At 38.8% G+C, this 12,454-nt stretch carries 12 protein-coding genes, 1 pseudogene and 1 riboswitch; of the genes and pseudogenes, 11 read left to right on the top strand and 2 right to left on the bottom strand.

What is annotated here, in order from left to right:
* Positions 1 to 21 precede the first annotated feature (21 nt).
* Entirely contained in the window at positions 22 to 750 is a 729-nt protein-coding gene (locus A9C19_RS14915) for an alpha/beta hydrolase (protein ID WP_072580671.1), read from the bottom strand.
* Positions 751 to 920: 170 nt separating this feature from the next.
* Between A9C19_RS14915 and A9C19_RS14910 the strand changes: the two genes are divergently transcribed.
* Complete coding sequence (locus tag A9C19_RS14910; protein ID WP_072580670.1) at positions 921 to 1,202, top strand: hypothetical protein; 282 nt, start codon at positions 921 to 923, stop codon at positions 1,200 to 1,202.
* A gap of 62 nt (positions 1,203 to 1,264) precedes the next feature.
* On the opposite strand, the pseudogene A9C19_RS21375 reads toward A9C19_RS14910, so the two are convergent.
* Positions 1,265 to 1,396 (bottom strand): annotated as a pseudogene (locus A9C19_RS21375) (dihydrofolate reductase); the annotation flags it as partial.
* A gap of 201 nt (positions 1,397 to 1,597) precedes the next feature.
* Here A9C19_RS21375 and A9C19_RS14905 point away from each other — a divergent pair.
* From A9C19_RS14905 to A9C19_RS14855, 10 genes are all read left to right on the top strand, one after another.
* Positions 1,598 to 2,386, top strand: a complete 789-nt coding sequence (locus A9C19_RS14905; RefSeq protein WP_072580669.1) for an ABC transporter ATP-binding protein — start codon at positions 1,598 to 1,600, stop codon at positions 2,384 to 2,386.
* Positions 2,370 to 3,125 (top strand): ABC transporter permease, encoded by a 756-nt coding sequence (locus A9C19_RS14900; protein ID WP_072580668.1) that lies wholly within the window; start codon positions 2,370 to 2,372, stop codon positions 3,123 to 3,125. The genes A9C19_RS14905 and A9C19_RS14900 overlap by 17 nt, the downstream gene beginning before the upstream one ends.
* 18 nt (positions 3,126 to 3,143) lie before the next feature.
* Positions 3,144 to 4,142, top strand: a complete 999-nt coding sequence (locus tag A9C19_RS14895) for an aliphatic sulfonate ABC transporter substrate-binding protein (protein ID WP_072580667.1) — start codon at positions 3,144 to 3,146, stop codon at positions 4,140 to 4,142.
* A 9-nt stretch (positions 4,143 to 4,151) separates the two neighbouring features.
* The gene (locus tag A9C19_RS14890; RefSeq protein ID WP_072580666.1) at positions 4,152 to 4,724 is read left to right on the top strand and encodes an SCO family protein; all 573 of its coding nucleotides are present in this window, start codon (positions 4,152 to 4,154) and stop codon (positions 4,722 to 4,724) included.
* A gap of 74 nt (positions 4,725 to 4,798) precedes the next feature.
* A riboswitch (SAM riboswitch) is annotated at positions 4,799 to 4,901 on the top strand.
* 314 nt (positions 4,902 to 5,215) lie between these two features.
* Complete coding sequence (locus tag A9C19_RS14885) at positions 5,216 to 6,340, top strand: methionine biosynthesis PLP-dependent protein (protein WP_072580665.1); 1,125 nt, start codon at positions 5,216 to 5,218, stop codon at positions 6,338 to 6,340.
* On the top strand, positions 6,327 to 7,487 hold the full coding sequence (metC, locus tag A9C19_RS14880; RefSeq protein ID WP_072580664.1) for a cystathionine beta-lyase: 1,161 nt from the start codon (positions 6,327 to 6,329) through the stop codon (positions 7,485 to 7,487). Before A9C19_RS14885 ends, metC begins: the two co-directional genes overlap by 14 nt.
* A 279-nt stretch (positions 7,488 to 7,766) precedes the next feature.
* Complete coding sequence (locus A9C19_RS14870; RefSeq protein ID WP_072580662.1) at positions 7,767 to 8,744, top strand: nuclease-related domain-containing protein; 978 nt, start codon at positions 7,767 to 7,769, stop codon at positions 8,742 to 8,744.
* Positions 8,745 to 8,840: 96 nt separating this feature from the next.
* Entirely contained in the window at positions 8,841 to 9,848 is a 1,008-nt protein-coding gene (locus A9C19_RS14865) for a TAXI family TRAP transporter solute-binding subunit (RefSeq protein WP_072580661.1), read from the top strand.
* A 62-nt stretch (positions 9,849 to 9,910) separates the two neighbouring features.
* Positions 9,911 to 10,420, top strand: coding sequence for a DUF1850 domain-containing protein (locus A9C19_RS14860; RefSeq protein ID WP_072580660.1), 510 nt, complete (start codon positions 9,911 to 9,913; stop codon positions 10,418 to 10,420).
* A complete protein-coding gene (locus tag A9C19_RS14855) occupies positions 10,410 to 12,365 on the top strand; it encodes a TRAP transporter permease (protein WP_072580659.1) in 1,956 nt (651 codons plus the stop codon). Before A9C19_RS14860 ends, A9C19_RS14855 begins: the two co-directional genes overlap by 11 nt.
* Positions 12,366 to 12,454: the final 89 nt, after the last annotated feature.

Here is a 12,454-nt window from a genome sequence, read left to right as displayed (position 1 = left end):
TGTTACTCACCTTTTTTTCACTCAAGCCTCGAACATCAATTTTAGGATAGGTGTTAGTGCTGGTTGCCAGTGTTTCCAGGTGTGATCACCTTCAAATTCTTCGTAGGTGTATGGTAATTCTTTTTCTTTAATAGCATCTTTCAGTTCTCGGTTTGGTGTAAGGAAATCTGAAATTTGGCCGTCGGTCGTTTTCACTTCTGTTTCCTTCGTACCAATTTGATGATAAATCAGTGGTCGAGAAGAAGATGTATAGTTTTGGACGACATCTAGTACATGTTTATTGACAAAAGGTGACTGCAGAATTAGTTTGCCGAATGTATTAGGGTATGTAAGGCCTGTTACAAGTGAGATTGTGGCACCTAGTGAGTCGCCAATTAACGCTCGTCCCATACCTACTTGATAGGAAGGAAATTCTTTATCAAGATATGGTACTAGTTCATGTGCAAGAAAACGAATATACTGTGTGAACTTTGCTCCATCTGGATGATATTTTTCCCTTCGATCTTCTACATCTTTATATGGAATGCCTACAACAATTACATCTTCGATTTCTTCGTTTTTCACTAGGGCTTCTACCTGTCTACCGACTCTACCTAATTTAAAATAATCCTGTCCATCCTGAGCTATTAGTAAGCTGTATTTATATAATGGTGAATAATTTTCTGGAAGATAAATAAGTAGTGTTACTTCTTCCTGTAATGCTTGTGAATAAAAGGAATGTTCGTTAATAATACCTGTTTGTTTACTCATTCTAAACCTCCTTAGAAGTAAAAGGGTGTAATTTAATGAAATCCCTTTCTATTTTATACTATTTCTTTCTTGTTTGTAAGAAATCAATCTTATCTGTGATGTTTAGGATATATGAAACCGGGAATATTCTAGTAAACCTATTAAATCTAATCGTGAGAGGAGAATCACAGATGGTAAATAATGTGTTGACTAAAAGGAACGTGATTTTATCCGGGGTTGCTTTATCGACAATTGGTGTCACATCATATGTCTTAAAGAGCCCATCTCGTAAAGAAAAGCTTGTCGCAAAACTATCTTTAATGAAGAATAAAGTAATAAATGCAACCAAAACAGAAGAAGATCCAATTGTTGAAAAGGCCGGTCATCCACATCCAGAAGATATCCCAGACAATACGATGGTCTCAGAAGGAGCTATGTATTCTGTTCAGTACTATGATGAAAATGAAAAGTAGAGACTACTACATGAGAACCGTACAAACTATTTTGTACGGTTCTTTCATTTTTGACTGTCATTAAAAGCTACGTATCCATTATCTCCTTCACCCTCAACACGAAATAACCAATCAAGAGAATCCTCCTTTGTTGCAATATATCCATCTAAGCTTGGAGCAATAAAGAGAATGACGTTTCTAGTAGAGTTCAACATTTTCCCCTTTAAATTTATAGTCGAGTGTATGTTCTTTTTTAACGTGTTTACACTTATTTACAAAGAGATACGTTAATAGTGTGTGAGAAAAATAATGAAACAATTCGTAAGAACCCATTGACTTTTTTGAAAACGAATTTATAATTAATCATATTAATCCGATTAAATTGATGAGAATTAAAAGATAAGCGGGTGAGGGTTTTGTTTTTAACGATTGAAAATGTGACGAAGCAATTTAAGAACCGTGATCAAAAAGAGGAAACGGTTTTAACGAATATAGATCTACAAGTAAAAGAGGGAGAGTTTGTTTCCATCTTAGGACCATCAGGATGTGGGAAGTCCACCCTATTATCGATTGTGGCTGGGTTAACTCCACAGTCCTCGGGTGAGCTTTTTCTACAAGGGAAAAAGCTAAAGGGACCTGGAAAAGAAAGAGGAATGGTGTTTCAACAGGCAGCGTTATTTCCATGGTTAACGGTTGAAGAAAATGTTATGTTTCCACTAAAGAAGCAATTGCCGAAGAAGGAAGCGTTAGAAAGGGCTCATAAGTTTTTATCACTTGTCCAGTTAACGCCATATGTAAAGCATTCACCACATGAATTGTCTGGTGGAATGCAGCAGCGTGTAGCCATTGCCCGAGCACTTGCAATGGATCCGGCACTATTATTAATGGATGAACCGTTTGGTGCACTTGATGAGCAAACTCGTTCAAGGTTACATGAAGTGCTAGAGGATGTATTCTTAACAACGAAAAAAACGATCTTGTTTGTTACTCATAGTATTCATGAGGCGCTAAAATTATCTGATCGAATTGTGGTAATGGGGACTCAACCAGGAAGAATTGTTGATATTATTGAACTGGATTTTCCGAGACCGCGTGAAGAAGCGCGTGAGGAATTATTAGTATATGAGGAAAGAATTAAAAATCTTTTAAAATCTGAGATTGATAAAGTAATAGAAAAGGAGCAGCAGTATGCATCCAGTCGTTAAACGTATACTATTCTACGGAATCTTACTAGCAGTGTGGCAGATTGCCGTAACGGCATTAGATGTGTCAGTTTCACTGCTACCAGCACCAACTGATGTGTTCCAATCGTTATATACAGGTTTTCTAGATTTAACACTTGTTTACGATCTTGTTGCAAGCTTTAAACGATTAGTGATTGGCTTACTCATCGCCTTAGCAATTGGACTTTTAGTGGGTGTATTTTTAGCAAAATCAAAAACAGCAGATGAGACGTTAGGTTCATTAGTTATTGCCCTACAATCTGTACCGAGTATTGTTTGGCTTCCACTTGCGATCATGTGGTTTGGTCTGAATGAGATGGCCGTGACGTTTATCGTTGTGTTAGGTGCTACGTTGGTGATGACAATCAACGTACGTACAGGAATGAAAAATGTTCCACCACTTTATATTAAAGCAGCTCAAACGATGAACTATAAAGGATTATCCCTTTTTATCAATGTCATGTTCCCGGCTGCGGTACCTTATATCGTGACAGGGACTAGGCTTGCATGGGCTTTTGCTTGGAGAGCTTTAATGGCAGCTGAACTGTTAAGCACAGGTCCAGGGTTAGGCTATAAATTAAAATTTGCGTCAGATTTTGGCGACATGAGTTTAGTTATTGCGATTATGTTAATGATTATGGTCATTGGTGTAATTGTGGATTTATTATTTTTCCAACGCATTGAGAAAAATGTAATGAAAAAATGGGGATTAGATACTTAATTACGGAGGGATACACACATGAAAAAAGGTATTATTTTAGGCTTCATTTCAATTTTATTTATAGGGTTATTAGCAGCGTGTGGAACGAGTGAAACATCTACCTCAGGTGCTGCACAAGAAGAGGTAATCATTGGGTACTTCCCAAATATTGATCACGTACCAGCAATGATTTCAAAAGAAAAAGGCTATTTTGAAGAAGCGTTAGGAGAAAATGTAAAAGTAACGTATAAAACATTCCCTGATGGTGCAGCATTTATGACTGCGTTAAAGACGGGTGATATCCATGCAGGCTTAGTAGGACCAGGTCCTGTCATGAACAACTATGCAAATGGTGCTGACGTAAAAATTCTTGCAGGTGCTTCTTCAGGTGGTACAGTTGTCGTTGCATCAGCAAAAAGCGGTATTCAATCTGTTGACGATTTAGATGACAAGACATTTATTACACCTGGAGTAGGCTGCACACATGACGTACAAATGGAAACATTCCTAAAAGACTTAGGCATTACGTCAGCTCGTATTGGTGGAACATTAAAGCATGTGACAGGAAATCCGGCACAATATGGGGCCATGTTTGAATCAGGTAAGGTAGATCTTGCAGCTGTTCCGGAACCATGGGCATCTACACTTGTAAATGATGGAGCAAAAATTATTGTTGATACAGATGAAATCTCATATGGTACAACATTACCAAATACAGTATTAGTATCTAGCGGCAAATTAATTGAAGAAAACAAAGAGCTTGTTGAAAATATCGTAAAAGCTCACGAAAAAGGTGTAAACTTTATTAATGAAAACCCTGAAGAAGCACGTGATATTGCGATTAAAGCCATTAAAGAAATCACAGATCAGGATTTAGATCCAGCAATCGTTGATAGCGCTTGGGAGCGAGTAAGCTATACAACTGAAGTTAATGCAGAGGTTGTTCAAGAATTTGCAAACTCTTCATTTGAATTAAAATTTCTAAAAGAAAAACCAGAATTCAGTGACTTAATTGACACTCAATTTCTGACAAAGTAGGACGTAAAGATGAAAAAAATCATAAGTAGTATGATTGCTGTTTTAGTGTTGGTAGGCTGCTCACAGTCTATCAACCTAGAAGAGCATTTTTCTTTAAATGGTACAGTAGAAGCGCTAAAGGCAACAAATCAAGATGGAGATACCGTCACAATGGCAGATTACGAGGATGACATTTGGTTAGCAACATTTATCTTTACAAATTGTGATACCGTTTGTTCACCAATGACTGCTCATATCGCCACACTTCAAGAACAAATGAGAGATGAAAAGGTGGAGGCAAAGCTTGTATCGTTTAGTATTGATCCAGAAGTGGATACACCGGAAGTATTAAAAGAATTTGGACGTAAATTTGGTGCTGAATACGATAACTGGGACTTCCTAACAGGCTACACACAGGAAGAAATTGAAATCTTCTCGAATAAAAGCTACCTTGCTCCAGCAGCAAAGCTCGAAGGATCAACCCAATTTGTCCACAGCACATCCATCTACTTAATGAAGGGGAATCAAGTCCTCGAACAATACGACGCAGTCTCTGACGTACCATATGAAAAAATCATCGAAGATATCAAACTATTACAATAATTCATTGCATTCTTTGCAGCAATAAGGTAAAGTAGTAAAAAAGTTACTTTTTTTCCAAAACAATTTCATATATTTTCTTATCCAGAGAGGCAGAGGGACTGGCCCTATGAAGCCTCAGCAACCGGTTCAAAACGAGTAAAAGTTTACCAGTAGTTAAACCATGCATACTGATTAGAAGCAAACTAAGTTAAGTTTTTAGTGCAAGGATTGCATAGCAAGCCGCAACGCAAGAGAGAGCTTGCGTGTGCACTGAAAACTAGCAGTAACTAGGTGAATCCTTTCTAATTCCTATGCATCAATCTTCAACTACCAAACCAAACCTTTACGAGTGCCAAGGTGCTAAATCCAGCAAGCTACAAAAGCTTTCATGCTTGAGAGATAAGAAGGAGCGCCCTATACATTTACAGTCTTCTTCTTAACGAGGAAGACTTTTTATTTTGAGTAAAACCTTCCTCTCAAAAAATCAACTTTACAATAGGATGGTGTCATTCATGAGTCAACGTATTGAAACGAAATTAGCACAAATCGGAAACCGTAGCGAAAATATCACAGGAACTGTAAATCCACCTGTGTACTTTTCAACAGCTTATCGTCATGCAGGCATTGGTGAATCAACAGGCTTTGATTATATCCGAACTGGCAATCCAACAAGATTACTAGTTGAACAGGCAATTGCGGATCTTGAACATGGTGACAGGGGCTTTGCGTTTAGCTCTGGGATGGCTGCTATCCAAACGATTATGGCTTTATTCGAAAGTGGAGATGAACTACTTGTTTCCTCTGATTTATACGGTGGTACATATCGCCTTTTTGAAAGAGAATGGAGAAAATATGGACTTTCCTTTCAATACGACTCTTTTACAAATCCAGAGCATACAGAAACACTTATAAATGAAAAAACGAAGGCCCTATTTATTGAAACACCAACAAATCCATTAATGCAGGAAACGGATGTTCAATCCCTTGTCGAACTGGCAAAAAAGCACAATCTACTCGTTATTGTTGATAACACGTTTTATACACCAGTCATTCAAACACCAATCCTAGATGGAGCTGATCTTGTCATTCATAGTGCGACCAAATATTTAGGTGGTCATAATGATGTGTTAGCGGGTCTAGTTGTAACAAAAGGAAAAGAGCTAAGTGAAGAGTTCTTTATCCATCAAAATGCCATTGGAGCCGTTTTATCTCCATTTGACTCATGGTTATTAATGAGAGGAATGAAAACTTTATCTTTACGCATGAGACAGCATGAAGCAAATGCGAAACAGGTTGCTGAGTTTTTAGAAGAGTCCCCTGATATCCAGGATGTCCTTTACCCAGGTAAAGGTGGGATGCTTTCGTTTCGTTTTAAGGATGAGAAGTGGGTGAATCCATTCTTAAAGCAATTAAAAACTATTACATTCGCAGAAAGTCTAGGTGGAATTGAGAGCTTCATAACGTATCCAGCAACACAAACACATATGGATATCCCAGAAGAAATTCGTATAGCAAACGGTGTGTGTAATAAGCTACTACGTTTTTCTGTAGGTGTAGAGCATGCCGAAGATATTATAGACGATTTAAAGCAAGCATTTGTGAAAATGAAGGGAGCTGAAGCTGTTGAGCAATCATGATTGGTCCTTCCAAACAAAATTACTTCACAATGAAGCAAAGGTGGATCGCGGAACAGGTGCGGTAAGTGTTCCGATCCATCACTCTTCCACCTTTCATCAATTTCATGTTGATGAATTTGGAAAATATGATTATGCACGGTCAGGAAATCCAACTCGTGAAGCCTTAGAGCAAGCCATTGCAGAATTAGAGGGTGGAACAAGAGGGTTGGCCTTTTCATCAGGAATGGCAGCCATTTCAACCGCGTTTTTATTATTATCTCAAGGAGATCACGTACTCGTTACAGAAGATGTGTACGGCGGAACCTTCCGGATTTTAACCGATGTGTTGACTCGATTTGGCATAGAGCACACCTTTGTGGATATGACAGATCTTCACCAGGTGGCATCTGAAATTCGTCCAAATACAAAAGTAATTTACATGGAAACACCATCAAATCCGTTATTGAAAGTGACAGATATTAAAGGAATCGTTAACTTAGCGAAGGCTAATCAATGTCTAACCTTTCTCGATAATACGTTTTTAACACCTGAGCTTCAGCGACCTCTAGAATTAGGTGTAGATGTAGTGTTGCATAGTGCAACGAAATTTCTCGCAGGACATAGTGACGTATTAGCTGGGCTTGCTGTTGTAAAGGATGAGGAGCTTGGTCAACGTTTATATAAATTACAAAATGCATTCGGAGCTGTTCTTGGTGTGCAGGACGCGTGGCTTGTGTTAAGAGGACTAAAAACATTGCACGTCCGTCTTAAAGAGTCACAGGAATCTGCTACGAAAATCGCAAACTATTTAGCTGAGCATCCAAAGGTAGAAGCTGTCTACTATCCAGGATTAAGCTACCATCCAGGTCATGAGACACATCATTATCAAGCAGACGGTCCGGGAGCGGTTCTTTCCTTTAAGCTAGCAAATTATGAAGCTGTTCGATTATTAGTGGAAAATGTAAAGCTACCTGTTTTTGCCGTTAGCTTAGGAGCTGTGGAGTCAATCCTTTCCTATCCTGCGAAAATGTCACATGCTGCGATGCCTGCTGAGGAAAGAGAGAAGCGTGGAATCACAGATGGGTTATTGCGATTGAGTGTTGGACTTGAAAATGTGGATGATTTGATAAGAGATTTTGAAGCCGCGCTAGAGAAGGTACCTGAATAAGAGAGGAAAGTGAGTCGGCCGGCTTTTGGGCCGGCTTTTTGTGTTGGGGTAGTGGGTATAGTAGGGCTAGTGCCCGAGTGTCAGGGTGTCGAATTTTGTCGAAAAGTGAATAAAAAGGTTTTTTCCGAAAATAAAAGGTGGTTTTCCGTTAATAAAAGTTCAAAAAACGAAAATAAATTGCTCAAAACCGAAAATAAAACACCATTTTCCGAAAATATGAAATCACAAACAGTGCTGTATACTAGGTGAAAACCTACACTTTCGGAAAGGGAGAGCAAAATGATCGCAAAACCACGTACATATCCTAAACATTTGAAGGCATTGGAAGCGTTGCAAGCAAGAATATCTCATGATCATCCTGTATACGAGCGAGTGAAGGAAAATATCGCTAAACGAGCAGCTGGCTATAGGGGAGAACAAGGAATTGATTACTATTTAAGCTTCTTAGATGAAAACAAGTACACAATTTTACATGATGTTCGATTATTTGATGGAACTCACTTCTTTCAGATCGACACACTCATACTTTCGAAGAAATTCATTCTAATTCTAGAGGTGAAAAATATTGCGGGTACACTAACATTTGATCAAACCTTTCATCAATTAATCCGCCAACTGGATGAGAAAGTCGAAGGGTTTGCAGATCCAATTCTTCAAATTCAACGACAAACGTTACAGCTGAGGAAATGGCTTGCGCCTCATTCTGAGTGGAAACAAATTCCAATTAAATCCTTAGTCATTATTAGTACACCTAGAACGATAGTGAAATCAATCAATTCAATGAAGGAAATATCCGAACTCGTCATTCATACTGCGAAGCTTCCTTTTAGGGTAGCAGAATTAGAACACTCTCTTTCGAAAAATATACTAAGTGAAAAGCAACGACATCAATTAACTACTACTCTACTCAAGCATCATCTCCCGAAAGATTCCGATATTTTAAGTCAATATGGACTATCGCAAGAAGAAATCATTAAAGGCGTTTTTTGTCCGGCATGCTCTTTCATCCCCATTCAATACTATAGAGGGAAATGGCTTTGTCCGCATTGTAACCACAATTCAAAACATGCTCATAAGAAAGCATTAGAGGAATATTCTCTTATCTTTTCCCCTGTAATCACGAATTCAGAGCTAAGAAATTTTCTACTTGTCCCCTCAACAATGGCTGCTAATAGACTTTTCCATTCTTTAAATCTATCTTTTGAAGGAAAGAACAAAGCAAGAAAGTATTTTTTGGAGGGGCTCTATCAGAACTAATTCAATTTTTATGCATGTACCTCATACTTTCTTCATATATAAAAAAGTAAGCTAACGCTTTTTACACGATTTAACAAATTAAAGGGGGATACAAAATTGAAGAAATTGCGTACTAGCTTGTTGTTTATTTTAATGCTTGCCTTTGTCATGGTCATTGCCGCTTGTGGAAGTGGAGATAGTAGTTCTACAGAAGGTAATGAAGGGACAACTGAAACAGATGAAAATACAGAGGCAAGTCAAGATCTTAGCTTCTTAACAGGTGGTACGGGTGGTACATATTATCCACTTGGGGGGCAAATTGGTAAGGTAATGACGGATAACTCAAATGCAAAAATTACACCTCAAACATCAGGTGCTTCTGCTGAAAATATGGAAACCTTACGAGCAGGTGAAGCAGAATTAGCGTTTACACAAACAGATATTGCTGCCTATGCAGTAGAGGGAAAAGAAATGTTTGAAGGAAATGCGATTGACTCGATTCAAGCAATCGGTTCCCTTTACCCAGAAACGGTTCAGCTTGTCACAACTGCAAAAAGTGGAATAGAAAGTGTAGAAGATTTAAAAGGAAAATCTGTATCAATCGGAGCTCCTGGTTCGGGTGTATATATTAATGCGATGCAACTATTAGAGATTCATGGTTTATCAACAGATGATATTAAGCCTCAGAATCTATCATTTGATGAATCAACGGATGGCATTCAAGCAGGTACAATTGATGCGGCTTTCATTACTGCGGGTACACCAACAGGGGCAGTTGAAGCATTATCAGCACAAGCTGACATTGTGATTGTGCCAATCGCTAGTGAAAAAGTAGCTGAGCTGATTGAAGCATATCCATATTACGCAGAGGACACAGTAACATCTGGTACGTATGGAATTGATGCAGACGTGAGTACTGTTGCTGTTAAAGCTATGCTTGTCGTGACAAAGGACCTTGACGAAGCGTTAGTCTATGAGTTGACAAAAGCTATGTTTGAAAATACGGACAAAATCACTCATGCAAAAGGGGAATTTATCACACCAGAATCAGCATTAGAAGGACTTGGGAATCTTGAATTACACCCAGGTGCTGCGAAGTATTATGAGGAAAAAGGGTTAAAATAACGCAACTTCGCTCAAAAGGGAAATCTCCCTTTTGAGTATTTCTCTCTATAGGGTGAAAGAGTATGAAAAAACGTTTCTTGCTAGTAGGCAGCAGCTTCCTTTTCCTGATCTTCGTCTTGTTTACTCCCTATCAACATGTTCTCTCCTTTACGTATGAAGATACAGAAAAAATGCTTGCTTATGTAAAACTTTCTAATAAAGGTTCATTTTCTATTCAATATACACATTCAATCCATTTATCGGATGTCGTTGAATCGTATTCATACAACGAAAATCACATAATCTTAAAGGAATTATCCTTTGAGGATTTTGCAGTAGGAATGCCGTCAAATGCAGAAGGTAATGAGATTTTTGAAGTGAAGGATAATCGCTATTCTATTAAAAAGATGAATCGAACCTTTCTTTTTATTGACCTACGAATTGGACAAGTGAGAGCGAACCACCAGTTACTTTATAAAAACAAGTCGTACACTCTAGCGGATACCCTTCATGCTGGTGAATGGGTACGAATATCAATGAAGAAACTCTCAATTTGGCAACAGCTGAAAGGAGTGAAATTACATGAATCATGATAGTCTTTCGGATAAAGAACAACAAGAGCTGCTCGAAAAATATGATCCCGAAGCAGGAACAAGAAAGCTGTCTGGAATCATCGGTTGGATCGCCTTCATTGGATTATTAGCCTTTTCCTTATTTCAGTTATATACAGCAATATTTGGGGTGTTTACAGCACAGATTCAACGAACCATTCACTTAGGGTTCGCGCTAACGCTCATCTTTTTATTGTTTCCTGCAAACCGCAAAAAGAAGAAAAACCACCGATTGCAAATTGCGTGGTATGATGGATTACTCGCTTTACTCAGTATAGGAGTCGGCTTATATTGGCCACTCTTTTTTGAAAAATTAGTCATGAGTGTTGGGAGACTCTCAACCTTAGATTTTATTGTAGGGATTCTTGCGATTTTACTAGTATTAGAAGCGACTAGGCGTGCAGTGGGCTTACCTATAACCATTATTGCCGTGGTGTTTCTTTTATATGGATATCTAGGACCTTATATGCCAGGCTTTCTCTCTCATCGTGGTTTAACATCTGAACGCTTAGTTCAAACGATGTTTTTTACAACAGAGGGGATACTTGGAACACCGTTAGCGGTTTCTTCCACCTTTATTTTCTTATTCCTTCTATTCGGTGCCTTTTTAGTTCGAACAGGAGTAGGGCAATATTTTAACGACTTGGCTGTCACAATCGCTGGTCGAAGCATTGGGGGACCAGCTAAGGTAGCGATATTCTCTAGTGCCTTACAAGGAACAATTAGTGGTAGCTCAGTTGCAAACGTTGTAACATCGGGTTCCTTCACCATTCCAATGATGAAAAAATTAGGCTATAAAAGAGAATTCGCAGGAGCGGTAGAAGCCGCAGCCTCGACAGGTGGACAATTAATGCCGCCAATCATGGGAGCTGCAGCCTTCTTAATGGTCGAATTCATCGGAAACGGAATTACCTATTGGGAAATTGCCAAAGCAGCTGCGATTCCAGCCCTTCTTTACTTTGCAGGAATATGGATCATGACCCACTTTGAAGCAAAGCGAATTGGGTTAAGAGGGCTAACGAAGGAAGAAATGCCTAATCGTAAAGAAGTTCTGAAAAGGCTTTATCTTTTAACACCCATAGTAGCCGTTATTGTCCTATTAATGTCAGGAGTGATTGTGACACACGCAGCCCTTTACGCAATCTTAATTGCCATTATCGTCGGGTTTTTAAACAAAGAGACGAGAATGGGACCTAAGGAATTTATTTTGGCTTTAGTAGAAGGAGCTCGATCCGCATTAGGAGTAGCCGCTGCCACAGCTGCAGCAGGTATCATTGTGGGAATCGTGACAAAAACGGGGTTAGGCCTAAAATTAGCAAATGGTCTAATCGATTTAGCAGGAGGCTACTTAATTCCAACCTTAATGCTAACGATGGTTGCAGCCATTGTCCTTGGAATGGGCTCACCTACAACAGCCAATTACGTTATTACATCCACAATTGCAGCACCAGCAATTATTTTACTTGGTGTTCCAGATATATCTGCCCACTTATTTGTATTTTATTTTGGAATCATTGCAGATATTACGCCACCAGTTGCACTTGCAGCCTTTGCAGCAGCTGGGGTAGCAGGAGGAGAGCCATTACGAACCGGCATCAATTCAGCCAAACTAGCTATAGCCGCCTTCATCATCCCGTATATATTTGTTCTATCTCCTCAGCTCCTAATGGTTGATACAACATGGAAAGAATTACTTTGGGTAATCGTTACAGCCTTATCAGGTATGATTGCAATTGGAGCAAGTATCATAGGCTTCTGGATGAGAAAACTCTTAAACGTGGAACGTGCAATCGCCCTGATAGTGGGGTTACTTCTAATTTATCCTGAAGGAATATCAGATGTCATAGGGATCATTGCCTTTGTAGGATTATTAACGCTTCAATTATTCTTTAAGAATAATAGTAAGATCAAAAAGCTAGAAGCATAGAATGGCAAGAAACATGTCAAGTAGACGGAAAGTTATCATCTATTTGACATGTTTCAAGGTTATTTTCTGGGAAATAAGTCGAATGATGA

Origin of the sequence: Bacillus weihaiensis (assembly GCF_001889165.1) — a bacterium.
Classification (GTDB): Bacteria; Bacillota; Bacilli; order Bacillales; family Bacillaceae; genus Metabacillus; species Metabacillus weihaiensis.
The sequence above is the reverse complement of the archived record's forward strand: the minus strand, read 5'-3'. Positions and strand labels throughout refer to the sequence as shown.

Coding starts and splice junctions, on each gene's coding strand:
- A9C19_RS14855 (WP_072580659.1), top strand. CDS start 10,410: ATGAATCATGATAGTCTTTCGGATAAAGAACAACAAGAGCTGCTCGAA.
- A9C19_RS14890 (WP_072580666.1), top strand. CDS start 4,152: ATGAAAAAAATCATAAGTAGTATGATTGCTGTTTTAGTGTTGGTAGGC.
- A9C19_RS14895 (WP_072580667.1), top strand. CDS start 3,144: ATGAAAAAAGGTATTATTTTAGGCTTCATTTCAATTTTATTTATAGGG.
- A9C19_RS14915 (WP_072580671.1), bottom strand. CDS start 750: ATGAGTAAACAAACAGGTATTATTAACGAACATTCCTTTTATTCACAA.
- A9C19_RS14910 (WP_072580670.1), top strand. CDS start 921: ATGGTAAATAATGTGTTGACTAAAAGGAACGTGATTTTATCCGGGGTT.
- A9C19_RS14870 (WP_072580662.1), top strand. CDS start 7,767: ATGATCGCAAAACCACGTACATATCCTAAACATTTGAAGGCATTGGAA.
- A9C19_RS14900 (WP_072580668.1), top strand. CDS start 2,370: ATGCATCCAGTCGTTAAACGTATACTATTCTACGGAATCTTACTAGCA.
- A9C19_RS14885 (WP_072580665.1), top strand. CDS start 5,216: ATGAGTCAACGTATTGAAACGAAATTAGCACAAATCGGAAACCGTAGC.
- A9C19_RS14860 (WP_072580660.1), top strand. CDS start 9,911: ATGAAAAAACGTTTCTTGCTAGTAGGCAGCAGCTTCCTTTTCCTGATC.